Origin of the sequence: Chitinophaga jiangningensis (assembly GCF_900142605.1) — a bacterium.
GTDB classification, from domain to species: domain Bacteria; phylum Bacteroidota; class Bacteroidia; order Chitinophagales; family Chitinophagaceae; genus Chitinophaga; species Chitinophaga jiangningensis.
On the sequence record NZ_FRBL01000008.1, the window covers coordinates 18054 to 43624 of the forward strand.

The 25571-nt window shown below is 50.7% G+C and carries 17 protein-coding genes; 1 reads left to right on the forward strand and 16 read right to left on the reverse strand.

Annotated features, from left to right (window positions below; genetic code table 11):
• Positions 1–13 precede the first annotated feature (13 nt).
• From BUB18_RS20780 to BUB18_RS20845, 14 genes are all read right to left on the reverse strand, one after another.
• Entirely contained in the window at positions 14–1354 is a 1341-nt protein-coding gene (locus BUB18_RS20780) for a hypothetical protein (protein ID WP_073084793.1), read from the reverse strand.
• A 25-nt stretch (positions 1355–1379) separates the two neighbouring features.
• A complete protein-coding gene (locus BUB18_RS20785; protein WP_073084795.1) occupies positions 1380–2735 on the reverse strand; it encodes a RagB/SusD family nutrient uptake outer membrane protein in 1356 nt (451 codons plus the stop codon).
• Between the two features lie 17 nt (positions 2736–2752).
• Entirely contained in the window at positions 2753–5863 is a 3111-nt protein-coding gene (locus tag BUB18_RS20790; RefSeq protein WP_073085294.1) for a SusC/RagA family TonB-linked outer membrane protein, read from the reverse strand.
• 512 nt (positions 5864–6375) lie between these two features.
• Positions 6376–7323 carry a S41 family peptidase gene (locus BUB18_RS20795; RefSeq protein WP_073084797.1) on the reverse strand — a complete coding sequence of 316 codons (948 nt, stop codon included), beginning with the start codon at positions 7321–7323 and terminating at the stop codon, positions 6376–6378.
• A 60-nt stretch (positions 7324–7383) separates the two neighbouring features.
• On the reverse strand, positions 7384–8172 hold the full coding sequence (locus tag BUB18_RS20800) for a helix-turn-helix domain-containing protein (RefSeq protein WP_073084799.1): 789 nt from the start codon (positions 8170–8172) through the stop codon (positions 7384–7386).
• 35 nt (positions 8173–8207) lie between these two features.
• Positions 8208–8756: a hypothetical protein gene (locus tag BUB18_RS20805; RefSeq protein ID WP_143160030.1), complete on the reverse strand. Its 549-nt coding sequence runs from the start codon at positions 8754–8756 to the stop codon at positions 8208–8210.
• Between the two features lie 108 nt (positions 8757–8864).
• Positions 8865–9890 carry a hypothetical protein gene (locus BUB18_RS20810; protein ID WP_073084803.1) on the reverse strand — a complete coding sequence of 342 codons (1026 nt, stop codon included), beginning with the start codon at positions 9888–9890 and terminating at the stop codon, positions 8865–8867.
• A 61-nt stretch (positions 9891–9951) separates the two neighbouring features.
• A complete protein-coding gene (locus BUB18_RS20815) occupies positions 9952–10629 on the reverse strand; it encodes a hypothetical protein (RefSeq protein WP_073084805.1) in 678 nt (225 codons plus the stop codon).
• Positions 10630–10795: 166 nt separating this feature from the next.
• On the reverse strand, positions 10796–12748 hold the full coding sequence (locus tag BUB18_RS20820) for a TOMM precursor leader peptide-binding protein (RefSeq protein ID WP_073084807.1): 1953 nt from the start codon (positions 12746–12748) through the stop codon (positions 10796–10798).
• The gene (locus BUB18_RS20825; protein WP_143160031.1) at positions 12726–13433 is read right to left on the reverse strand and encodes a hypothetical protein; all 708 of its coding nucleotides are present in this window, start codon (positions 13431–13433) and stop codon (positions 12726–12728) included. Before BUB18_RS20825 ends, BUB18_RS20820 begins: the two co-directional genes overlap by 23 nt.
• Positions 13434–13446: 13 nt before the next feature.
• On the reverse strand, positions 13447–13794 hold the full coding sequence (locus tag BUB18_RS20830) for a hypothetical protein (RefSeq protein ID WP_073084810.1): 348 nt from the start codon (positions 13792–13794) through the stop codon (positions 13447–13449).
• A gap of 11 nt (positions 13795–13805) precedes the next feature.
• The gene (locus BUB18_RS20835) at positions 13806–17642 is read right to left on the reverse strand and encodes a TOMM system kinase/cyclase fusion protein (protein WP_073084812.1); all 3837 of its coding nucleotides are present in this window, start codon (positions 17640–17642) and stop codon (positions 13806–13808) included.
• 8 nt (positions 17643–17650) lie between these two features.
• Entirely contained in the window at positions 17651–18613 is a 963-nt protein-coding gene (locus BUB18_RS20840) for an FHA domain-containing protein (protein WP_073084814.1), read from the reverse strand.
• Positions 18614–19181: 568 nt separating this feature from the next.
• A complete protein-coding gene (locus BUB18_RS20845; protein ID WP_073084816.1) occupies positions 19182–20402 on the reverse strand; it encodes a PQQ-dependent sugar dehydrogenase in 1221 nt (406 codons plus the stop codon).
• Positions 20403–20674: 272 nt separating this feature from the next.
• Here BUB18_RS20845 and BUB18_RS20850 point away from each other — a divergent pair, with 272 nt between their 5' ends.
• Positions 20675–23152, forward strand: a complete 2478-nt coding sequence (locus BUB18_RS20850) for a glycosyl hydrolase 115 family protein (RefSeq protein ID WP_218588072.1) — start codon at positions 20675–20677, stop codon at positions 23150–23152.
• Positions 23153–23214: 62 nt separating this feature from the next.
• On the opposite strand, the gene BUB18_RS20855 is transcribed toward BUB18_RS20850, so the two are convergent.
• Both BUB18_RS20855 and BUB18_RS29445 read right to left on the reverse strand, forming a co-directional pair.
• Positions 23215–25179, reverse strand: a complete 1965-nt coding sequence (locus BUB18_RS20855; protein ID WP_073084819.1) for an alpha-L-arabinofuranosidase C-terminal domain-containing protein — start codon at positions 25177–25179, stop codon at positions 23215–23217.
• A gap of 51 nt (positions 25180–25230) precedes the next feature.
• A complete protein-coding gene (locus tag BUB18_RS29445; RefSeq protein ID WP_143160032.1) occupies positions 25231–25542 on the reverse strand; it encodes a hypothetical protein in 312 nt (103 codons plus the stop codon).
• Positions 25543–25571: the final 29 nt, after the last annotated feature.

Sequence of the window (25571 nt, forward strand, 5' to 3'; positions counted from 1 at the left end):
ATTTTTAAGCAGTTTACAATTTCAATTTCCGTGTTCTGCTGCCACTACCTGCCGCTTCCTGCAGAAGGTATTTCTTTGGAAGCCTGTCCAGTACAACATACAGCGAGTCACCTGCGGACAGGATTACCTGCTGCGGCGTTGGCCTGCTATAGGTAAGCACAAACGAATCGGCCTTGTAATGCGGATTTTTATTCTTCAGCACCAGCTGCTGGCGGCCAGCATCAATGGCATAGCTGTAATAGCGGCGGCCATTGGTTCCTGTGGATTCATAGTTTCTTCCCTCCTGTGAGTTAAGCACCGTGTGTTCGTTACTGTTATCTATGATTACCGGTTCCAGGGTTTTTATGGAGATGGTATTCCAGCTTTCGAAAACGACGTTTTGCCAGCGAACGGTATCCACCGGGGAATACGGGATGGTATCACGGTGAAGCACGTACGTAGTAACATTGTAAAGCCCCTGTGCATCCGGCAATCCGGGCGTACCCGGATATTGATACGGATCTTTTTTGGCACCGATGCCTGATTTAATACCGTAGATAACGATGAAGTACAACACGAATGCCGATTTCAGCGCTATCCTGGCCACTCTCAGCCCATTACTAAACTGCGGCCGGAAAGTGTTGGGAGCTGTTGGCAATTGCAGTAGTAGCAATCTTGCTACACGGAAAAAATCAAAACTGAAAATGAAAAATGCAAACACAATAAGTTGCAGGCTATACACGGTATCTCCACCTTCATAAGCGATATTAGACACAAACACATTCCCGCAAAAAATAAGGAACACGAAAGCGCCAATGGAAGCGGTTTTGCGATAGAGTAAGGCAATCGCCAGTAAAATTTCCACCAGGCCCAGAAACAGTTCATAGCCGGGAACTATGCCCAGGCTCATTGAAAACAGCTTCCAGCGGTTAAATGCGCCATAGGCCGTATTTAGGTTGCTGAGTGATGGATAAGGCGCCTGCAACGGAAAAAATTTGATAAAACCGTATGCCAGTATGGCCAGCGCCAACCGGTACCGCACCAGCACCCGTAGCCAATACCAGAGCTGATTGTAGTCGGCCGCTTTATTGGCATCGCGGTACGTCCAGATGACGCCGGCGATGGTAGCGATCACCAGCAGTATGCCCCAGTCAGCAAACGTAGCCGGGCCGGCAGTGAACCGGGTGCTGTAGTGCGCCAGGTTAAAGATATCCTGGTAGGTAACATGGCCCCAGCTGATACTGCCGAGGTAGCGGTAAAAGGTCCAGTCGAGCGGCAGAACCTGTAGCAGCAGGTATACGAACACTATGCGGAAGAGCAGCTTCTGCTGCGGTTTCCATGGGTGTAGTTCCCCTGTTTGTGCAATGGTACTCATGATTGCTGATTAAAAATGTGATGTATTAGTATCCCAGGTTCTGGGTTAATTTTCCGTTTGATAAGCGTACTTCCTGTGCCGGGATAGGGAACAGGTATTTATTTACATCGGTTACACCGAGTACTGCCCCTGCCCTGTTGGTTCTTACCAAATCGAACCAGCGGTGCGGTTCCAGCGCAAACTCCACTCTTCTCTCATTTTCTATTGCCTGTAATACGGCTGCTTTATCCGGGTTGCTAAATGGGTCGAGCCCTGCTCTTACGCGGATGGCGTTGAGCGGTAAAAGTGCGTCTGCCGGCCTGTTCTGCTGCGCTAACGCTTCCGCATATATGAGGTACAACTCAGCAATGCGGATCAGGTAAGTCGGATCTGTAGCGGGGCTCCGATAGTACAGATTCCCGTACCATAGTCCTGCACTGGTTTTAGCGATGAGTGCACTGCGGTTACCCCCCACTTTCGGATCGTTGAGCAGCGTCACCAAAGCGTCTGCAGGGGCCCACTGGCGCGTACCGCCGTTTGCCGGCGGCTGCCAGTAGTTGCGGTGGCCGTTGGTATAGGTAGCGCTGTACGACAATTCCAGCACACTCTCTTTGGTAGCCACCGTGCTGGCTGGTGCAAAAAATGCAGAATAAGGTTGTTGCAGCTGGTAGTTTTTCAGGTTGGTAAGCACTTTGGATGCGTAGGTAGCCGCATCGCTCCACTGGCCCCTATACAGGTACCAGCGGGCTTTAAGTGCCCATACCGTTTCAAGGTTGGCCCTTACCGGGTTGGGGGTGGCAGGTGCTTTTAGCAGGGGTTCTGCGGCGTTGAGGTCCGCCAATGCCTGTGCATACACCTGTTCCTGCGTACTTTGGCGGGTGTCATCTTTATCGGTTGCGGTGAGTGTAGGCGTTAGCGTTATCTGTACATTCCCCCAGGTGCGGGCAAGGTCGAAATAGCTCAGTGCGCGGATGAACAGCGCCTCGCCTACGATCTGGTTCCTGTCGTCCGTAGTAAAAGTAGCATCTTTCACCAACGGTACTTTCGTGATCACGTGGTTGGCGCTGTTGATGGTGGCGTAAATGGCGGACCATACCGTAGCCAGGTTTCCGTTATCCGCCTGGATATTATGCGTGATAAACTGCTGGATCACTGACTGGGAGCCGGTCCACTGCACATTATCCCCCGGCAGGTAACCGAAAGTCTGGAACAGACTACCATAGTAGCCATCAGCGGCCAGCTTGCGATAGGTGCCACGCAATGCAGTTTGCGCGGAGGTTTTATCCACGATAGTTTGCTCGTCAGAAACGGAGTCCTGCGGCTTTACATCCAGGAATTTTTTGCACGACAACAGCGTTATCGCTATTGCCAAAATGCTGCTATATTTTATGAATGAGTTCATGAGTTGCTGGTTTTCGGTTAAAGGGTGAGGTTGATGCCGGCCTGTACACTGCGTGGCTGTGGTGGTGTACCCAGGTCAAGCCCCTGCACGGTTTGAATAGATGTTACGTTCGCTTCCGGATCAGGGCCGGTGTAGTTGGTAAGCAGCCAGAGGTTACTACCAATCACGTATACACGCAGCTGACTGATTCGCAGGCGTTGACTCAGACTTTTAGGAACGGTGTAGCTGAGTGATACCTGTTTCAAACGGAGGAAGGAACCATCTTCCAGGAAGCGGCTGTTCTGATCGATGGTGTAGTTGAGGCCGTAGGCGGTGAGTCGCGGTACATCTGTTACATCTCCCGGTTTCTGCCAGCGGTTCAGCTGATCGGCCATCAGTACGCGGTTGGCATCCCTGGTACCGCCACCTTCTCCAAAGAATTTATTCAGGTTATATACATCGTTACCATACTGGAAGGAGAACAACACCCCGAGGTCAAAGCCTTTCCAGGAGAAACTGTTGCTGAACCCACCGAAAAATTTAGGCATTGCATTGCCCATTACCTGCCTGGCGGAAACCGGCAGTTTACCATTTTGCGCGCCTTCAAAAATTACGTTACCGGTTTTAGCATCCACGCCCAGCTGCCTGTACAGCCAGAAGGAGTACATCGGTGAACCTTCCTGCATGATGATCCAGTCGCGGTTGTACTGATAAATAGGCGTAGGTAATTTTTCGATACGGTTTTTATTACCGGAGATGGTGAGGTTACTGCTCCAACGGAACGACTTACCCGCTACGTTGATAGTATTGATGCCGATCTCATAGCCTTTGTTGCTGATTTCACCGGCGTTGCTGTTGATGTTACCGAACCCGGTTACACCGGCAACGGGTAAACGAAGTAATACGTTGTTGGTGTATTTGTAGTAGAAATCGGCAGTGAGGTTGATTCTGCCATCGAGGAGGCCGAGGTCCAGGCCGGCATTGGCCTGGCTGGTGCGTTCCCACTGCAGGTTGAGGTTTGACAGCTGTTGCGGTGCGGTGCCGGGCTGATCCCCCGAGCTGCCGTCCGGATAGCCGAAGCCTCCACTCCACAGGCCTTGTGAGGCGAAGTTATCAATACCTGCCTGATTACCGGTGATACCGTAGCTGGCGCGTACTTTCAGGTCGCTGATACGGTTATCATTTTTAAGGAACGATTCCTCTTTAATACGCCAGGAGGCACCTACAGCCGGGAAGTAGCCCCATTTGGTGTCGTCCCCGAATTTGGAGGAACCATCTGCGCGGAAGCTGGCTTCCAGGTAGTATTTACCGGCGTAGTTATAATCGATGCGGGAGAAGAAGCTGGCCAGGTTTACTTTGGTCCAGGTTTGCCCCGCAATCCGTGTAGCCGCTGACGATATATTTTTATAGGAGTTGCTGGCGAAGCCGGTTCCCTGTGCTGACGTTACTGCGATGGTATTGCTTTGCAGGGTGTTACCTACCAGTATTCCCAGGAAGTGGTTGGTGCCAAGGCGTTTGCGATAGGATAATGTTTGCTCATTGATCCAGGCTGTATTTTGTGTGATGGCGGAAGTGGCCAGGCCATTGGTAGGCGCTGCTCCCAGCTGGGTTTGGTTGTTCCAGTATTCCGACTCGTTGTAATTATCATAGTCGAGGCTGAACGTACTGCGGAATTTCAGGTCCGGCAGGATGGTCGCATCCAGGTACAGGTTACCGATATAGCGCAGGCTGGTGGTGTTGACATCATAGTTATTGAGCAACACCTGTACGTTATCGAACCCGGCCCATCTGGCGGGCGTTCCATCCGCGTTTACTTCAGGGAGATAGGTAGGCGTATGAAGCGCGGCCTGTAAGAGTCCACCCTGTGGCCCGTCGCCAGCGCGACCCTGGTTGCGGTAGCTACGTGAAAAGCTGTTACTGGTACCTACGGTAATGCGATCGTTGACACGCTGATCCAGGTTGAGTTTGAAGCTCACCCTGTCGAATGCCATGGGTTTGAGTATGGACTCCTGCTTTGCGAAGCCGCCGCCGATATAGTATTTGGTTTCCTTGTTACCACCTGCCAGGGAGAGGTTATAGTTTTGCAGCCCTGCGTTGCCGAATACTTCACCGAGGCGGTCGTAGGTTTGTTGTTCCGACGGGAGGCCGCGCGGGGCGGGCGTTGCTGTTGGGTTATCTGTTTTGGACCGGAATGGCAGGTAGCTGTATTTAGCGATGCCGGCGGCATCACCTGCGGCCTGTGCATCAGCGAGGGAGTTGCGGTAAAACTCGTTGATCAGTTCCGCATGTTGCGGGCCGGTGGTAAGGTCCCATAGTTTGGGTGCCCAGGCTACGCCACCCGATACATCTACATTGAAGCGGGCTTTGGTGTTATAGTTACCACGTTTGGTGGTAATGATCACCACGCCATTGGCGCCGCGGGAGCCGTAAATGGCGGTGGCGCTGGCATCTTTAAGCACCTCGATATTTTCGATGTCTGCCGGGTTTAGATCTGCCAGTACGGAGGCGCTGCGACCGCCGGTGCTCACAGTCTGCAGGCTGGTGTTATTAATGAACACCCCATCTACGATATATAACGGGTTATTGTCTGCATTGATGGAGGTAGTACCTCTAACGCGCACGAATACACCGTCGCCCGGTACACCGGTATTAGAATTGATTTGCACGCCGGCCGCGCGGCCCTGTAGCTGAGCATCGAAGCTGGCAACCGGCAGGGTTACCACATCGGCGCCTTTTACAGAGGAGATGGCGCTGGTGAGATCGCGGCGCTTACGGGTGTCGTATCCTACTACTACCACATCATTTAATTGCTGGGAAAGCTCTGTCAGAGGAATGTTGCCGGCATTAGGATTGTCTACATAAATTTCTTTAAGCTGGTACCCCAGTGCTGAAATCTGGTAGATGACGGGAACTTTTTGTCCGGTGCGGAAGAAGAAATCGCCCTGTTGATTGGTTTGTACTTCGTGTGTAGTGCCTTTGATGTGCACCACTGCCCCTTCCAGTGGTTGAAGGGTTTTGCCGTCAATAATTTTTCCGGAAAGGGAGATGTTGTGCTGTACAATGGTACCCGACTTAGGTACAGGATTGGACTGTGCCCGGGAAATAATGGGCAATAGCAGTCCTAAACTGCATGCAATAGCAATTTTCATTATCTTTACTTTGGTATGAAAAAAATAAGGCCGGTGCATGTATTCACATACTGCACTGTTAAATGTCCCACAGCCTTGTTTGCCAGCCGGAACTGCTCCAACAGTTCCGGCTTTTTTATTTATTCAAGAGAATTTTTAACAACATCGGAAACCCGGATTTTCAAAAAGTTTCATTGCTGGTGAATGTATCATGGTAGTTCTGGTTGTGTTGCTCCACATGGTTGGGGCGGATGAAAATAGTATTGTTGGCATTCGGAATGCCTGCCATGATACAATAATACAATAATTTTCATAAAGTCTATAGTTTTAGTAGACTAATTAAAAATAATAATGGTATACCTACTAAAATTTACAGGTGAGGATTACATACAGACTTATTTATGATGGGATTATTTGGATTAACTGGCTCGGACCTAAAATTACATTTGACCTGCGAAAAAATATGTTATTGGTAAGAAAGTAAATTATTATTGTAAAGCGGCGGTTGTATCCAACAGATACAACCGCTTTTTTTATTGTTTACATAGTGATAGCGCTTTTTCCAGCGCTTGTTCGCTGGGCACTTCCACATCGGGTATGACACCTGTCCCCTCCCAGCTTTTACGCGTGCCCGGTAATACAGGTGCGGATTCAGATATGGAGATAAAGAGTTCCCGGTTGAGCGGAAACATGGCATTGTGATTAGCCGCGCCGGCAGAAGTTTCCCCAACTACTACCGCCCGCCCCTGTGCCTGCATTACATACGCAAAGGCTTCAGCGGCCGATGCAGTACGTTTGTTGATCAGTACATACACGGGATTATGGTAACGCTTATCTGCCGCCACCGGCATACTCACATCCGTTTGCGTGCTACCATTGCGGGCCGTAAAAGTGAGCATGGCCGTACCTTCCGGCAAAAATATGCTCTCCAGCACCGGACCTTTCAAACTACCGCCTCCTCCATTATTCCGCAAATCCACGATCAGTGCACGACTGTTTTTGATTCGGTCGATAGCCGCCTCCAACAATGGCATGCTTTCATCACTGATGTTGAACATACTGAGCTGAAGATAGCCAATATTATCGGCCAACATATTACTGGCCTTGATGCCGAAGTTGGCATCCCTGGCCTTTTGATTATGAAAAAAGTCTTCACTGGGACCCGCCTTTCCTTTATTTTCCAGCATGGCAATGGCCCGCTCCGGGCTGTAGCGGATATACAGGTGCCCATCGTGACTGCTTTTCCGCAAGATCAGGGTAGCAAGCGAATCATACTCCTTCCAGGAAGTCACGGTACTGAACGCGCCGTTACTGTGCTGGCGGCGAAGTTCGGCGGCAATTTCGGCTCCTTTGTCGGCATATACATAATGGCGCGCAATCAACGCTGCGGCGGTATCCGTCACATAACTGATCTCCGCGGGCGACTGTGCAGCAGCAGAGAGCGACCATAGCCCCAACAGCAGGCATATCAATGGTTTCATCCGTTTTTTTTGTAAAAGTAGGCTACACGGTGGTGAAAGAATAGTATAAAATTAGCGTGCTCATAACTGCCGGTATACTTTTGGCAGCATGCCCGTATGCGACTTAAATACCCGGATAAAATGGCTCTGGTCAAAAAAGCCGCAACGGTAAGCCACCTCGGTAAGGGAATACTTTCCGGTACGCAGCAGCACCAGGGCACGGTCAATCTTAATTTTACGGAGATAATACCCCAGCGAACAGCCAAAGTATGAAGGAAAATATTTACTGATGGTAACCGGGTGTACGCCAGCGGCAGCGGCCATTTCATCCAGACTAACGGTATCGGCCCAACGATCCTGTAGCAGCTGCGCTACTGTGGCTACCCATTGCGGTGGGATGTTAGCCTTTACCGCAGGAGCAGTAAAGATATTGTTTAACAGCGCATCCACCGCCGTGCCGGTATGCATATCGGCTATGGTTATTTCACGCAGCAACTTCAGCATGGCGTATTTTGCCTTGTCCTGCAATAAGGGTGAGGCAGTGAGTGTGTGAAACGAGAGCCCCCGTTCCCGCAACAGGACTTCCGGAATTTCCAGGTTGATATTTACAGAGGGATGCCGGGTTTTAGCATTACGATGCATTTCCCCGCTATGGTACCATAACAGGTTGCCGGCCATTACTTCCACACAGCTTCCGGAGCGCGATTCCTCGTTGCCTCCTTCCAGCAGCAGCGTCAGGTGCAGGTGCTCATGGCAATGCCAGCCTTCAAACACGGGGGCGTGATAAGCCGTGCGGCTGATCATCACCTCATTCACCGCAAATGAAGTACTGGTTTGACCAAGAAAATGTCCTTTGCTGAGTGTAAGCATATCCTCAAGTTACTGCTTTAAAGCGCAGAAAAATGTTAAATGCTCTGAGGGATGTTATCGTATAAAATTACCAGCAGCACTATCACCGGGTATATCCACGAAAAATGCTTTCTGGCTGTAAAAAATTTCCTGGATGTGAAAAACAGGCTGATCAGGCACACCAGCCACAAAATGGGCAGCAGCAAAGGTATTGGGAAGAAAATAAGCAGCAATATATGCCCAAACTTATCCGTACCATAGGCATCATTGTACTCCCTCTTCCATAAAGGGTTCAGCCCCTGTGCCTTGATGGCAGCCTTCCAGGCGGCCTCGTTATCAAAACGCTGAATGGTGTTATTATTTTCGTTGATAATGTAATGCAGGGAATCGTCCGTAGCAATGGTGCAGCCTTTGTAGAAATAGAAATGCCTGAACATTACCTCGGTGGTATCCAGGGTTAAAGTTATCCAGCCGCCGGCAGTGCCATCGTAATAGATGTTGTTGCCTTTGGGTGTTTTCTCTTCCCAGGCGGACATGCCGCCGGCGAAGGCTTGCAAGGTAAGCAGGAGGGCACACAATAATTGAAGAAAATTCCGTAGGTGCATACAGGTTATTTGGCGGCGAAGATATAAATTTTACCACGCTCACCACAAAAGGGCCGGCTCAACAGCCAGCCCTGAATCAAACATCATTACTAACTGCTATTTATATGATCAGGCCCATTTAATCGTATACAGCTCTGCGATATTTTTCGGCCGCGTTTCATTGCCGCCGGTATCGCCGGTTTTGGATTGCTGTAGCGTATTGATAACGGTTACAGACCCGGCATTACCGCCCATGCTGGGCTGGTTAGCGGTCCATGACAACGGGTGGCTATGCTTCAGAAACATGTCTTGTTCCAGGGTTCCTGCATGGTCGCCGGTAACGGTGCCGCCCAGGGCGGTGCGCTGCCCCGCATCGGGGTCGTTAGGCGAGCCATTGTTCCAGGAGCGACTAAAATACCCCCGCATATCCGGCGTCATGGAAAGCCCGGTGCTACTGCTGCCGAAGCGACCATTCAGCACCGAGTTAAGGCGGGAATAGCCTTCTCCCAGCGAAATGGGCGCCTGACAAAGCGAAATTTCTTCCGCAGGCGCGGTTTCCGTGGCGATATACTGCCGCCTTTCACCGATGATGCCCTGCACCATGGTGGGCAGACTAATAATCGCCACTTTACCTACGTTTGCATATACCTGGGAAATTTTTAGCCGCACATTGGGCACTTTACATTCTACGGACAGATATACGCCGGTCGCATTGTCGTTGACCTTTAGCTGCAGATCAAATTGAACGTCGCCGGCTGTGCTCCTGGTAACGGTGTCTCCATCAATGTTATCCGTAAGTGTACAGCTTACCGGGTAGTTACCGGAGATGTTCATGATCACAGTCGCCGATACATAGCTCCCCTGCAGCACCACTTGCCAGCGTGGAAATTCATGTATTGCCTGGCGAAATACTGTGGGTTCCGTGCTACCTCCGGTATTAATATAGCAGCTGTTGGAAGCCACATCAAAACCTACGGTTCCAAACTGGCCGGGATTTTCAAATACCCAGCCATCCGGACAATTATAGGTAATAAAACCACCAGCCATTACCTGGTTACTATAGTAGCGGAAATCGCCATTGTACACCAGGTTACGTTGTTGCATGGCGTATAACAGATCGCTGAGCGACGTGTTACCATTCTCCCAATTTTCCATAGGATTGTCATTAAAAAGGAGGCCTGCAAAAGGCCTCCTACGGGTTATATAATAGTGGAAATCAGAGTGCCGCTTCAATGTAAGCAATATCAGGCCGCTGTGCGCTCATGGAGAAATTACCGGTAGGCAGAAATTTACCTGAGTCACTGTCGTATGCAACAGAGATGGAGTTAATACCACCACCATAATTCAGCTGCGTCATTGGGGAGGTCACTGTGGTTACCACTGAATTGCTTTTTACCTGGGATTGCAACCAGATGTAAACAGTGGTGTAAGGAGTCATTACCGCCGTGCTCATTTTCAGTACTGGCACCGCTGAAATAGCGTTACCAAGGATATCTACACCATTTACATTCGCATTCTGGTATAAACCAACCGTCATATAATCCTTGCTGCTATAAGTATTCAGCAGTGAAAATGCGTTTGGCTGACCTCCACTGGCCGGGCCGGAAATTACGCCAGAATCCTGCAGGGTGTAGAGTTTGTTCATGGCTGCACCTACTGGTACATTGGACATTTGAGAAAGGGTAGCCCCGTTGGTTACACTGCTGGTGGAGGCGTAAAGACCATACTGCTCGTCCCAGGAAAGCTGGTTAGCCATTAACGGTTTGAATACCTGCCAGGCCACATTAGGGTTGCCTGAACCTGAGGGTTTTGCTACTACCACGTTGGTTCCAGTAGCGTATAATACCTGTAACTGATCGTTGGTAAAACCAACGTTTAAACTGTAGTCTGCCATTGTTTCATAGTTTAGTATTGATTACCTACTCTGTTAAGGCTTTTCGGTTTCCGCCCGGTATCAGTCGTGGAGCTCCGTTTGACTTGATACCTCAAAACTACAATGGCAGCTGCCGTATTCCTATTTCATCATATTTCATTTAGTTTTTTTCCGGGAGATGTAAAACTCACTTTGCAGTATTGCCTTGTAAGGGCACGAGCCACATAGGCGTGAGCGCATGGTATGCCGTCACTTCTTCTCTTAACCCCAATGCTACCGGCACTTCGTACAATCTGCCGCCGCCAAACCTTGGCCGGAAAGCGCGCAAGCCCGGGGCCATCACCTTTACTACCGGCAGGCCTGCGTCCGGCCGGGTGAGGTTCACCACGATCGTTTCTATATGTATGGTTTGCAGTCCTGCTATTATTTGCATGGCCATTTCTTCCGCACTGCCCTTTACAACAGCGGCTTCAAAACGCTTAGCTCCTGTATGCGGGCGGAGGTAATCCGTATCCAGTCCGGGCGGAGGCACCACCGGCTTCATGATAGCACGGATCTGCAACAACTCCGTAAAAGCCCGCAGCATGGCCTCTTCCATGGAATAAGTGCAACCATATCCTGTCAGGTACGCGCCGGACAGCTCTCCTACTGCGGCTACCACGTATACACCGGTGTCAATGGTGAGGTCCAGCAGCTGTATGTTCCATCCTTCCGTTGTTAAGGCGGTCCACTGCTCCTGCCACCATTCATTGCCATGGAGTAATGCCAGCGGCGCTTCCGGGCGTTCCAGCCGGTTAAACCACCAGATGGCCACGGCATCCCGCTCGATCAATTCCAGCAGCCCCTGTAAAATGGCTTCCGGCAGTGTGCTGCCTGCGGCCATACCGTTGGACTCAAACACAGCTGCCCTGCCATCTCCCGTAACTGGCAAATTATATAATACTATATCAGCGGGTATATACCGCCTTTCGTTGTGCGTAAGCGACCATCCCGGCAACCAGCGACTCACCGCCGTGGTATCCGGTACCGGCCCCAGTGCGGGCGTATCCTCCGGCCATTGCAGTTGTTGCGGTGCAGGATGCTGGACGCTGCCAGGTGAAACGGTATAAGGTTGTAATTCTTCTGCGGTGGCCAGTAGCAGCGGCTCATCCCCCCGCCAGCAGGCACTCCAGCGCTCTATTGCCTCACAAAGTGCACTTATCATCGCCGCCGTTTCCGTATAGCCCTTACCGTAAGCCGGCAAAAAAGTAAAAGGGGCTGCATCCGGTATTAAAGCACGATAGGTAAATTCCCCCAGCTTATCAAACTGCCGTACAATCCCGGTCACCGGGTTAATATGGTGACTCCATTTTTCCCAGGTTACGGCCGGCGGCTCCGCACGATATATAGTACGTGTATCCGTTAATATTATGGGCATCTGCATCTGTTTCGACAAGGCATGCCTGTCCCCGCAAACCTCACATTCAGGCCGGGGGTGTAAGCGGTACTGGTGCAATTGATAAGCCTTGCCTACATGATAGTATTCTCCTGCCGTCGCCCCTGCCTTTAGGTGCAGCAAGGCCTCCCGCACAGCATCCGCCAATTGCGACGGTACTCGGAGGTCTTTTGGCACAACGGCTTCTACGTCTTCCTGACCATACCTGTCCATCCGCCTAAACATACACTGCGGGCAAAACTTGCTATCGTTTTTAAAAACAGGACCAATGATCGTATACCCGTTTCCGGTAGTTACCGGAATCCAGTACTTCCCTGCCGCTATCGCTTCCCGCCACGCTGCAACTGCTGCTGACAATGCATTGCCATCTGCCTGAAAAATTTCATACTTATGATCAGCAATAGTAATGTCGGGTAATAAAACATAAGCGTTTTCCATCATCTGCTGACTGGTAAACACGCCGGCCGACTTCAGCCGATCCAGTTCCACCAGCAGCTGAGGCACGGGAAAGGTAGCCTGCAGTTCCTGTATGCAACCAGCAATGGATATGGACTGCTGCTGTATCATTTTGATCAGCGCCACCGGCAACTTCCCTGAAACGGGAATAATACTGCTACCCAGCACCAGGCCCGCCACTTCCCCCAACGGGAGGAAGCGCGAACCAGGAGCAAGCAGCAATAACTCATCCATGGATTGTAATGCCATCTGCTAACTCTTTTAATGCTATGAAGCGTTGAATGTTTTGCTCCGGAGAAGTGGAGCCTATCATGGTCAATACCCGCTCCCTGAGCGGCACAGTGGCTTTTGAGCCAGTGAGCGTAATCCCCGGTACACCTTTACCTTCCAGGAACTCCTGCGAAGTAATGGGTGGATCCAGCTCTTTTAACGGGGAATACAACAGCATGGGCTCCGAAGCCTCAAAAGTGCCCATCAGCATCAGCTGTTCGGACACAGCAGCCTGTTCATCCAGCTGCCGCTGTGCAGACATCAGTGTAACCGCCACCAGCACAGGTTTTACATGCGGATCACCATTACTGTTATAAATCCCGTTCACCAGCGTACCGGTGAAGCTTTTCTTCGTATCAGGCAGCTCAAAATCCGCCATGCGATAAACTAAGGCTTCAAAGGCTGGGCCCTCGCGCAACTTCAGCAGCCATGTGTCGAAGTTATGCGGTACAAACCCGGTAGTGACCTGCACCGGGTAAAAAGCCACGCCGGATAAGGTAACATCTTCCGCCGCCATCAGCGCCCATAATTCCACCACCCTGCCGGGATGATCCGGCGCCGGGTAACTGCACATCCAGCCAAACAGCTGGCTGTGGGCTGCATCCCGGTACATCTCTATAAACTGCCCGTGATGGCCCTTTTGAGTAAAAAATGAATATTGCATATGGTACATTTTATCAAAAGCACATACAGCAGCAAAGCATTAACGGCTTCTGAAGGGTCAGCAGATAAGAAAGATCAGTAGAGCCGGGTGGCGGTGGTGGTACCAGTGGCACTTTCAGCGTAGTGGGGGTAGCAGGAGGATAATCAAAAATACTGATCGGAAATTCCGGGAAGTTCGAAAAATTGCCATCGGTCACTTCCTTAAACTCCAGGGTGATGGTGTCCGGATAAGTGAAATTAACCGATTGCAGCGCCAGCCGTGAATCACGCAGCAATAGCGGCTTAAAATCAGGAACAGTCCAGGATAATTGTAAGGCTTCATAATAGGCTGCCAGCCATTTGTTGGATAATTCAGGGTTCATATACTTTGGTTTTAAAGTGCGTGATTCATATCAGCGTGTATACGTTGCCGTATTAGCACAGCCTGCTGGGCATTCGCAATATCACTGGCTGTTTTCAGGTGTGTTGCCGCCAGGGCGTCATTATTTTTTCCGGCATGTAAAACTGCCAGCAGCCGGTGAATTTCCGCATGGTACAAGGCGCCATCCGCTTCACCTATCAGCAGCAGCGATGCCGTAAGCCGTTGCAGCGCAGCCTCCTGCTCGTTTACGTGCATCTCAATTTCTGCCACCACCGCATTCCAGAAACTATTCATCGATTGTATGCCTTTCTGCGCCTCCTTTTCCAGCGCCGCTTTGGCAGCAGCTAAATCATGATTAGCCCAGGCCTGCAGCATCGCCCCGTAGTTACCAAACATATGCAGCTGGCTCGATTCGTTGACCTGCAATAACGCCGTACTGTAGTGATTTACCTGTTTCCTGTTGCGCTGATAAAAATATACACAGGCCAGCCCCAGCCAGGTAGAAGCCGTGGTATGGGGATGCGCAATGGCCTCCACCTTCTCGATGGCCCGCTTAATCATTGTTTCCGCCTTACTTTCCTCTCCTGCCAGTGTGTATACACAGGCCAGCGTACTGCTCGCCAGCGCTTCCTGGTCCAGCCCGAACTCATAAGCCAGACTACTATGCAGCGCCGGATCATAGAGTGCCAGCGCCTCTTCCATCATAGCGGCAGCATTGCGCAGCTCACCGTTGTTGAAATATTGCAGCCCCAGAAACACGGACGATACAATGCTGTACTTGAGATTTTTAGTGGAATGCGCAACAGTATGCAGGTGCTGCGCCGTAGCAGTGGCCTGCTTCCAGTTGCCCGTCATCGCGTAATAATTACAGTACATCAGCATCGCCGGCAATATCTCTTCATTTGCCTCACGGCACTGATACAGCGCCATCAGTATATCCAGCTGCTCCTTCACGGCGGGCGCTCCGTAGCTTTCCAATACCACCAGTACGGATAACATGAGATGTCGCACCATTACCTCTTTCTGCGTACGAATTGCCTCTTCCGGCAGCGTATATAACCACTTCAGCGCCTGCTGACAAAGCACCAGCGATTCCTTCCCAGTGATCCCTCCCAGCATCAGCTGCACGCTTTTGATCTGCCAGTCCACCGCCTCCATGCAATTACCGGCATGATAGAGATGCCGCGCAATGGTGGCGGCATGATGCGGATCGTTGGGGTTTTCTTCCTCCAGCAGTACACCGGCTATGCGGGCATGTATGCGTCGCCGCATATTCAGCAACAGGCTCTGGTAAGCCACTTCGCAGATCAGGGCATGCCGGAAAACATATACCAGGCCTTTTTCCGTATGCAGCCGGTAAATGATATCCTGGGCCTCCAGCATTTGCAGGTGTTGTTGCAGCATCTCCTCTTCCAGCGAGGAAATTTGCCGCAGCAGCTGCCACGACACCTCTCTGCCCACACAAGCGGCCAGCTGTGCGGTTTCACGGGCATTGCCCAACACATCCAGCCGCGCTATCAGTATTTCATTTAGTGTAAGCGGCACCGTTAGGGGCAACATACTGTCCGCAAACCGGTAGCGGATGCCATCATACACCAGCAGCTCTTTAGCCAACAGGTAGCGGGTAAGCTCTTCTATAAAAAACGGGATACCGTCCGTATGCTGTAGCAGGTACTGTATACACTCCTGATCCGCGCCTTTATCCTGCAATAGCTCATGGATCAAATCAGTGGATGCGGCATGATCCAGCGGATCCAGTTCCAATAAGTCACAGCCTTCCCATCGCCACTCAAACGCAGGCCTGGCCGATAACAGTAACAGCATACTTTTACACAGCTGCCGCTCTGCTATTTCCTGTAACACCACCGCACTCCCGGAATCTATCCAGTGCAGGTCTTCAATAATCACGAGGTATTTTTTTTCCAGAGAGATGTGAGTCAAACATTGGATCAACGCATGCACGAGCTGGCGGCGCTGGGCTCCCGGCGATAACAGCGATGGCTGAAATTCCGCTGTAAACGCCATACCCAGGCACGACAGGAGTATAGGCATGACCGTAACTTTGTCCAGCTCCGCTACTTCCAGCATATCCGACAGCAACGCCAGGTTGGTTTCGGGTGGTAAGTCCGCCCGGAATCCGTAGTGCTGCTGCAATACGCTGAAGATGATATATAAATCCCGGTGCCGGTATTCCGGCATACAACGCACTTCAATCAGTTCATTGCCCGCTGCCCGGGATGCTTCGTATATCAGTCGCGACTTCCCCATACCCGCTACGCCGCGTATCAGCAGCATGGCTCCGTTGCTTTCCCAGGCCTGCTGAATTACCTGCAACGCTTTTGTACGGCCATAGAGGCCTTTGTGCTGCCCCTCCCGCAGTCGGGCGAAAGCGCTGCCACGGCGTTCCTTTACCATATAGGAGACATCCGCAAATTCTTCCGGGAGATGCAGGGGACGCTCAAATACCGCCAGGTGCGATAGTAACTGCTTCGTAGCCACGGAAACGACTATACGCTGATTTGCAGCATAGGACAGTTGTCGGTAAGCGTAGTTGGGAGCAGTGCCTTCCGGTATGCGCTGCGGGCGACAAATTACACTCCCGGTATGAATACTGATGCGGGTTTCCAGCTGCAGCCCATACTGGCGCTGCAGGCGTTTGCTACGTGCATCCGTAGCTGTTAGTATTTCAAATGCTGCCTTACCTGCCAGGTAGGCCGCATTCCCTTCTGAAGTGGGATAGCCAAAGTAGATCATAAACTGATCCGCAAACACACCTTTCAGAAAGCCGCCACTGCGGGTAGCAATATCGATGCAGGCCGTCAGCTGGGCTTTCTGGATTTCCTCGAGAATGTCCTCGTCAGCAGTGGCATCGGGTGTTTGCAGCAGTCGCACGCTGCCGCACAGGATGGTGATCTGTCGTTTTTCTTTCTTTTCGTACATCCATGCCAGTGAGTTATCCTGAGTAGCATTGCTGCTGTTCTGCAATAATTCCGTTGAGGCCAGTTGCGGTTGCAGTGTCGATAAATCCAGTTGCTGAAAACGTTCAAACAAGGTGTGCACGTTGCTGAGGCGATCGCCGGGATGCTTGGCCAGCACTGCCTGCAGCAGATCATGTATCGGATGACTTTTCAGAAACGCCGGAATCGGAATTGGATCAGGTCCCAGTTGCTGGTAGTAAATATCTGGGATGCTGTTGCCCTGAATGGCGGCGCAGCCGGTTAAACATTCGATGAGTATGAGCCCCCATGCATAGAGGTCCGCACGGGTGGTAGGCGGCTCTCCGCGCAACTGCTCGGGAGCACAATAAGCCGGTGTGCCCATGGCATCAGTATGCTGTATATCCTGTACAAACGTACTGATGCCGAAATCAAGGATCTTCACATGCGGTCTGGCGCCGGAACGGATAATGATAATATTGTCCGGTTTCAGGTCGCGGTGCGCTACTCCATTGGCGTGTGCGCAACAGAGTGCATCCAGGAGTTGCCCCATCAGTGCCTGCGTTTCAGCAACAGAGAGCGCGCCGCTACGCTGCAGCTGCTGCCGGAGTGTAAGTCCTTCGAGGAACTCGAAAGCTACAAACGGCGCACCATCGGCGGTAGTGCCCTTGTCGAGCAGCTTTACAATATACGGATGACTAATACCTGCACATACCTTAGCCTCACGCTCAAAGCGGTTCAGCTGAATGGATTGCGACAGTACAGGCTTCAGTACTTTCAGCGCCACCAGCTGCCGGGTATGTTGCTGTATGGCTTTGTACACATGACAGGTAGCGCCTTCGCCGGCTGCTTCCAGCAGTTCATAGTTACTAACTACCGGAAATCCGGCAGTCAGCATGGTTTCATTTTTCATATACAGGATTATCGGAGGGATGTTACATCTGCCTCTTTATGGTTTCCTTTGATGATACTGAAATACGGATGACCCAGGCGAATTTCACCTGATCTTCTCTCTATAATATTACTGAACAGGTATCCTATTTCAGGAATTTCACATAACTGTTTGCGTAAGCGGAAAATCTGGAGGTTGAGGAAATAAACATCTATTTCTTTTTGCATTTCACGCGACAGGTCTTCGGTTATTTCATCGATGGTACACCAGCCCTGATCTGCATCAGGGAGTTGCCGAAGGTGGTCATTATAACGTTTACGGGCCAACGATAACAACAGGTAATTATGCGAGCGGCTGCCCAGGTCCAGCGAATGATGCGGGTTCAGCTGCAGCTCCATCCGGATATGCTCTTCATTCAGGCTGAGGTAAAACATCAACCTGGCGCCGGCTATCAGCGATTGCTGGTCTACCGTATCCTCCATTTCGGTAATGGATACGAACTCCCATTCATCATCTGCAAAAACGATCTTATGTCCATGTGCCAGGGTGTTTACGTTGCCTTCCCTTTCATATACCCAGCCTTTCTCCGGCAGGAAATAGATGGCGGCCTCGTGCTGCACCTGGTCGGGCAACGCGGTAGCGAAAGATAAGCGGATGATATGATTGCGGCGGTTGAGCGACTTCAAAAAAGGAAAAGGTGGTTCCAGATCCATCAGTTTCCATTTCGTTTGTGCATCGCTGCCAAATTGAAGCGTGTGATTTTTAGTAAGCCTGACGGTGCGCTGCCAGATATGTTCGCCATCCAGCAAGGTGCCGTTGCGACTATGATCCCGGAGCTGCCAGCCCTCCCTGGACCATAACAAGGTAGCGTGGGACTGGGATACGTCGCCAAAAGACAAGTGCAGGTTTACCAGACTTGCATTCCGACCTACGGTAAATAAAGGGGTTAGAACGATCAGTTCTTCTGTAACCACATTGATGATGCTCGCCATGTAATCTCATTGAGGATTCCGGTGGTGATAATGGTCATTTCACAGGTATACGTTGTGCGGAATAAGGACAGGAATAATAAACAGGCCTCGTGGCCCCTAATTTTCAGAATGGCAGTCGAATTTACAAATGCATTCTCAAACTGCAAAAAATATTCGTAGAAGGTTCCAGTAAAAGATGGGTGACCAGGAAAGCATTTTTTTCGCGGAAAGAGTTGATTATGTAGGTCTTTTTTGCACGCAAAGCAGCCAAGCAGGTAAGCAGCAAAGACTTGTTTTATGTTTTATGTTTTATGTTTTATTATGTTTTTTGATATTTATTTAAAAGGAACTTTCGTATGTTGTACAAAGCTTAAAGCTCGTAATAAAAAAATAAGCGACCAGCAAACCGGTCGCTTATACTATTATTAAATATGAAACTTATAAAATACACTACAAAAACACAAGCCTTTGCTGCTTACCTGCTTGGCTGCTTTGCGTGCAAAAAAGATCGCTCCTGGCGCCGAAGGCGCCTAAAGCCCACTAAATCTTTGCAAGCTTAAAATCCTTACGCCTCTTTGCGAGAAAAAAATTACTCTCTATCGATGCGGTACAGGCGGCCTTGGTCCGTAATGGCATACAAGGCGCCGGATTTGCCCTGGATGATGTCACGGAAGCGCTGCCCTTCGCCCGCCAGCAGTCGCTCCTCCCCAATTACCTTGTTATTGCTGAATACCAGGCGTACTATATGCTGGCCTGACAGGGCACCGAGGAAGAGATTATTTTCCCATTCCGGCACGCGTTTACCTGCATAAAACGTCATACCGCTGGGGGATACGACGGGATCCCAGTAATATACCGGCTGTTCCATCCCATTTTTCTGCTGAATGGCATCGCCGATGGGTTCGCCACTGTATTCAATACCATAGGTGATGATGGGCCAGCCGTAGTTACGGCCAGGCTGAATTCGATTTACTTCATCACCACCGCGCGGACCATGTTCGCATTCCCATAGTTCACCAGTAACCGGATGAAAGGCCAGGCCCTGTGGGTTGCGGTGGCCAATGCTATAAAGTTCCGGTAATGCGCCTGCGCCTTCAAATACAGGGTTCCCTGCTGCCGCCTGCCCGGTTTTGGTAATCCGGATAATCTTTCCTAACACGGCGGTAACAGATTGGGCCAGCGGCCGTGTATCCAGATTGGAACCTTCTCCGGTGCTGATCACCAGATTGCCGGTTTTGTCGAACAGAATGCGGCTGCCATAGTGCAGACTACTGGTGCGGCGCGGTAGCGCATGGTAGATAACAGTGGCGCCCTCGATAGTTTTTTCATCTGCGGCTAAGCGGCCCTTGCCTACCGAGGTGAGGTTGCCGCCGGCTACAGCTTCTGAAAAGGTCCAGTAAACGGTGCGATTGGTCGCGAAATCAGGGTCCAGACAAACACCTAACAAACCACCCTGACCAGCAGCGTTTACCGCCGGCAGCCCCATGATCTGACCACTCACCTCTCCAGTAGTTTTAACGATGCGCATGTTGCCGGCTTTTTCTGTTACCAGCAGTCGTCCGTCAGGCAGCTCTGCAATACCCCATGGACTTGTTAACCCGGAGGTGAGGATTTCCTTTTTGATTTTAGTTTTTGTAACGGCGCCATTAGCACGTGTTTGACCTGCAAAAGCGGGCTGGTACTTCGTGTTGGCCGGATTGGTTTCCACTGGAGGAGCTGTTGGCGTGCCGGGGCCTGGCTCATCGCGTGAGCAGGAGGCCAGCGCCAGCAACATACCTGCCATCAGCGCATACGATTTCATGTAATTCATGCTGAGGATAGTTGAGAGGTTTATAAATGCTTACAGTAAGGTTAATATGCTACCACAATTAAAATACCAGTTTGTACAGTAACACGTTTAAAACGCTTTACAGCCCGCTTTCATTGCAGTACCGGCTTCACAATATATTTTTCCATAGGGATTACCGTTAGTGCACGCTACACCGGGCAGGTAGGTGCAGGTTACCATCTCCCTAAAAAACTATTATACTTGTTGATTCTCAGATCAGCAATTCCACTTGCGTATTCACAACAGCTATGCGTTTGAAGCACTTATTTTTACTTAGTATCTCAATTGTTGCTGCTACTTCCCTTACCGCTCAAAGCCCGGATGTAGTGTGGTATAACGGTAAATCCCCTGTTACTTATTCCCTGCAGTCATCCGGTTCGCCTATTATACAGGTGGCCCTGGATATGTTTCGGGGAGATATAAATGCGGTTACGGGTCGTATGCCCGCCCCCGCAACGGGGAAAAACAGCAACATCCGCATAGTACAGCTCAGCCATAGTAACAGCCGGGAACTGAAGCAACTGGGAGTGCCTGTCGATAGCCTGGCTGGCGCCATGGACGCCTTTTTCATCAAAGCCACCCATCAACAGCTGCTGGTAGTGGGCAGCGATGCCCGCGGTACGGCCTATGGCATCCTGGAATTATCCCGCCTCGCAGGTGTATCGCCCTGGATATGGTGGGGCGATGTACAGCCTGAAAAAAAATCGCGGTTGCAGGTGCCAGCCACCTACCGGAACTTACAATCGCCTACCGTAGCCTATCGTGGCATTTTCATCAATGATGAGGACTGGAGCCTGCGCCCATGGAGTTCAAAACGTTATGATCCGCAGGTGGATACAGGAATTATTTCAGCACAAACCTATAAGCAGGTGTTTAAGCTGTTGCTTCGACTCCGTGCCAACACCATCTGGCCGGCCATGCACACGGGCACAGTGGCGTTTTACTTCACGAAAGGCGCAAAGGAAATGGCTGACAGCTGCGGCATCGTCATCGGCACATCGCACTGCGAGCCACTGATGCGCAATAATGTAGATGAATGGAAAGAGAGTCAGCGCGGGCATTTCAGCTATATCGATAACCATGATGCCGTGATCAATTACTGGATAGAGCGGCTGAAAGAAGTGAAGCTCTCTGAAAACTTCTTCACCATTGGCATGCGCGGTATACACGACGGTTCTATGGAAGGCGTGAAAACACTGAAAGAAAAAACCGATGCCCTGCAAAGTGTTATCTATGAACAGCGCGAGCTGCTTAGCAAATACATCAACCCGGACCTTAAAAAAATCCCACAGCAGTTTGTACCCTACAAGGAAGTGCTGGAAATTTATGAAAACGGGTTGCAGGTACCCGATGATGTAATGCTTACCTGGTGCGATGACAACTATGGTTACCTGACCCGCCTGAGTGATGCGCAGCAGCAACAGCGCAGCGGCGGAGCCGGCGTGTATTATCACCTCAGCTACTGGGGCCGCCCGCACGATTACCTCTGGCTCACCACTACACAGCCTGGCCTGATCTACAATGAAATGCGGGAAGCCTATGATCACAATGCCAGGCGTTTATGGGTGGCTAATGTACACGACCCTAAAATTGCCGGGTACGATCTGGAATTTTTCCTGGACCTGGCCTGGAATATCCATGACATCTCCCCTGCTACTATTAATAACAAAATGCGCAGTTACCTGATACGGGATTTCGGACAGGCAGCGGGTGAACAGTTATTTCCTGCCATCCTGGAATTTTACAGATTATGTGGCATACGCCGTCCTGAATTTATGGGCTGGAGCAAGGTTGAAGAAGATAAGGCTAAATACCCGCGTGGCTGGACGCCTGTGGTAAATACAGCTTTCAGTGAAACTGAATTTGGCGGAGAGCTGGATCGGTATTTAAACAGTTATGAGCAAATAAAAAAAACCTTGCAACAGGTGGAGCAAAAGCTCCCTGCTCACCAGCAGGATGCATTTTTTGCCCGTATCAAATATCCTGTGTACGGGGCTGCAGCTATGGCTACCAAATGGCTGGAAGCACAGCGTGCGCGCAGGCTGGCAGCTGAGCCGCTACCCGACTCCATCGCTTTAAAAAATGCCTGCTACAAAAGTCAGCACGCTTATGAGGAGATTGTTAAGTTAACGAATCAGTATAACAACGTAATGGCCGGTGGCAAATGGAAATATGCGATGCATGCGGAACCGCGTGATCTCCTTGTATTCCGTGCACCGGAGCTGCCACTGAAGGACGTTAAAAATATCACAACAGCAAATGCGCCGGATTTAACGTTAAAAACCAAAGGTGTAATAGCTGCTAACGCCGCCGACTACACGAAAGCCACTGGTAACCTTCGGATCATACAATCACTCGGCCACAGCATGGAGGCGGTATCATTGCCCAAAGGGGCCAGCATCAGCTTCGACTTTGAGGTGGAGCAGTCAGGGCCGGCCGTGCTGCGCACAGCGGTAATTCCTACGCAGCCGAATGACCGGGGAGATATTCGTTTCAGTGTAACGATGGACGATGGCAGGCCGGTGGTATGCTCCTTTAAAGAGCCTTACAGGTCGGAAGGCTGGAAACAGAACGTTATGCGGGGACAGGCAGTAAAGGTAACCCAACATCAATTATCACAAGGCAGGCATACACTCACTATTACGGCGTTGGATAACCATGTGGTGGTGGATCAGTGGATGATTGATTTTATGCCGGATCGGCAATTTTATATGTTTCCTGTCGGGAAATAATGTCGAAAGGGCTATTCGCCCTTTCGACAGCTACCACACCAGCCTGCGCGGTGCTGGTGTGGTTAATACTTGATGCGCAATACCTGCAGTGAATTAGGCGCCAATGTAAGCGCTACCGATTGTTTATTAACGGCTACTGCTGTTTCCACTGGTGCCACCGGTTGATTGTTAAAACGATTCACCGCTACCGGGTCGTTTCCTGCGAGTGTAGTAAGGGTGGCAGTTTTAGAGAGATTATTTTTCCCCTGCAACTGAATTTTACCCGTCACGGCCTGTTGGCTCACATTCACCACTTTCACAATGATTTCCTTTTTCTGCTCATCAATAACAGCAGATGCGTACAGGCTATCCTGACCCGTTACAGGCTTGTTGGCCGATAACAGGGGTAGTACATGGGTGCCTTTGTTCAACGAATAAAGTTTCTGTACCTGATAACTGGGCGTGCCCACTACCTGCAGGTTATTTACCCAGATGAGGTCGGGCGCCCATTGCCAGGCTTCTGCGCTGGCGAACAAGGGCGCATAGGAAGCCATGTGCACTACATCTGCATTTCGTTCCAAACCTGTCAGGAATGCCGCTTCCGCAATGGCTGCCCGCAGCGTATTACGATCGGACCCTACAAAATTTTTGTCTTCATGTGCGGCGTATTCCCCTGCAAACACTTTGGAGCCGTTGCGCGGGTAGTTATCATAGCGGGCTGCGTTGGCGAGGAACCATTCCGGGCTGCGGTAATAGTGTTCGTCGATGAAGTCGGCATTCATTTTACGCAGGGTATCGTTCAGGAAATCGAAGCGGGCACCGTTAGGGTCAGTGCCGGAACTGAATACCAGTTTAATTTCCGGATGTTTGGCTTTGAGTGCGGCAGCAAAGGCGCGTGCACGTTCAATGTATTGCGGTCCCCAGTTTTCGTTACCTACACCGAGCATGGTGAGGTGAAATGGCTCCGGGTGGCCCATATCGGCCCGTACTTTACCCCAGGTGCTGGTGGCAGGACCGTTGGCAAATTCCACGAGGTCGATGGCATCCTGGATATAGGGCTGTAAGTCTTCCATCGGCACCAGTTCGGCGGTGTTGAACTGACAGGCCATGCCGCAGTTGAGGATGGGCAGCGGTGCTGCGCCGATGTCTTCCGCCAGCTGGAAATATTCGAAGAATCCCAGTCCGAAGCTCTGGTAGTAGTCGGGCGTAAGGCGATGATTAAATTCGGTATTCCAGCGATTGATAATGAGTTCGCGGTTTTCAACGGGGCCTACTGTTTTCTTCCATTGGAAGCGGTTGGCAAGGTCGCGCCCTTCCACGATGCAACCACCGGGGAAGCGGATGAAGCCGGGCTTCATATCAGCGAGCATCTGCACCATATCTGCGCGGAGGCCTTTAGGTCTGTTCTTCCAGGTATCGCCGGGAAACAGGGAGATCATATCGAGGTCGATGGTGCCGTTGCCTTCCAGCCACAGGGTGAGTTTTGCGGAGGTGTCCTGTTCGGCGGCAGTAAAGCTCAGGGCTTTTGTTTGCCAGTCGCCCGTACCTGGAGCTGCATCAAATGCCGTATGCCCGATTACTTTCCCTTTGGCATTCATGAGCTCCGCATGAATGGTGATGCCGGGCTTGGCGGTACGGTACATCATAGACAGCTGGTAGCTAACACCGGCGCGGATGCCCATGCCGCGGAAGCCTTCATTGGTAAGCCCCCACTCTCCCTTGCGGCGGTTGTGGACTTTCAGGCGCAGGAAATTGGGATTGGCTTTGTTGTAGGTGTGGCTGTTGAGTACGAGGAGGTCGCCTTCCTCTTTTTTGCCATTCACCGTCCAGCCCATCAACGGGTTATTAAATTCAAAGGAACGGTTTTTTACCAGTTCAGCGTAAATACCACCGTCGGCCCCCATGTTGATGTCTTCGAAAAACACGCCGTACATGGTAGGCTGAACGGGCGCCCCCGGCCGGGAGGCGTTTACGATAAAAGTTTTTTGTTGGCTGAAGGCTGCCGTGGCTAAGAGCGACAGGCAGCAGGATACAAATAATTTATTCATAACGGAAATTGCTGAGATACGGGCTACAATTTATGAATATTAATTGTCATTTTAACAATTAATAAAATAAACTACACTTGTGTTTAAATTTTGCCTGACAGCTCGCATGTGGCGGCGCTGGCGGCGGATCGGCAGCATTTTGCGCATACCGGTTAATACATGCAGAAGCCATACGGCTTTTACTTTTAAAAACTTTCCTGGCAGCATTGGCATCTCCTTAAAATTAATAATAACAAAAATTTGCAAAACGCCCCTGCAAAATAATTTTATTATAACGCTGCCAGCACAATTTTTAAAGGGTGCCGTTAAATTTTTATTACGCAACCGATGGCACAAAAAAAGTTCAAAATTTTTACGCGTCATTTTGACAATTAAAAACTATATTGCGGCGG